The organism is Bacillus sp. SA1-12 (genome assembly GCF_000981385.1).
Lineage (GTDB): Bacteria > Bacillota > Bacilli > Bacillales > Bacillaceae > Metabacillus.
Genome location: NZ_LATZ01000090.1, coordinates 1 through 816, shown reverse-complemented (window position 1 = coordinate 816; position 816 = coordinate 1). Strand labels below are relative to the sequence as shown.

The window sequence follows — 816 nt, the reverse complement described above, 5'->3', positions numbered from 1 at the left end:
GGCTTCTTCCGTTTCGCTCGCCGCTACTCAGGAAATCGCGTTTGCTTTCTCTTCCTCCGGGTACTTAGATGTTTCAGTTCCCCGGGTCTGCCTTCATTACCCTATGGATTCAGGTAAAGATACTGTCCCATTACAAACAGTGGGTTTCCCCATTCGGAAATCTCCGGATCAAAGCTTACTTACAGCTCCCCGAAACATATCGGTGTTAGTACCGTCCTTCATCGGCTCCTAGTGCCAAGGCATCCACCGTGCGCCCTTAACAACTTAACCTTCGACATCAATGATGTCATTACTAATTATTAAGAGAATCACTAAACTAAGCGTTTAAACTCAGTGAATACTTGAATTGTTATCGTTATCTAGTTTTCAAGGAACAACATTGAGAGATAGTTCTCTCAAAACTAAACAAAATCAGAAACGTCTTTTTTAATGAAGGTTTTATCCTTCATTTCATCCTTAGAAAGGAGGTGATCCAGCCGCACCTTCCGATACGGCTACCTTGTTACGACTTCACCCCAATCATCTGTCCCACCTTAGGCGGCTGGCTCCTTACGGTTACCCCACCGACTTCGGGTGTTACAAACTCTCGTGGTGTGACGGGCGGTGTGTACAAGGCCCGGGAACGTATTCACCGCGGCATGCTGATCCGCGATTACTAGCGATTCCGGCTTCATGCAGGCGAGTTGCAGCCTGCAATCCGAACTGAGAATGGTTTTATGGGATTGGCTTGACCTCGCGGTCTTGCAGCCCTTTGTACCATCCATTGTAGCACGTGTGTAGCCCAGGTCATAAGGGGCATGATGATTTGACGTCATC

At 47.5% G+C, this 816-nt stretch carries 2 rRNA genes; both read right to left on the bottom strand.

From position 1 onward, the window contains the following. Positions 1-270, bottom strand: a 23S ribosomal RNA gene (locus WQ54_RS17955); the annotation flags it as partial. A 190-nt stretch (positions 271-460) separates the two neighbouring features. Then, positions 461-816, bottom strand: a 16S ribosomal RNA gene (locus WQ54_RS17950); the annotation flags it as partial.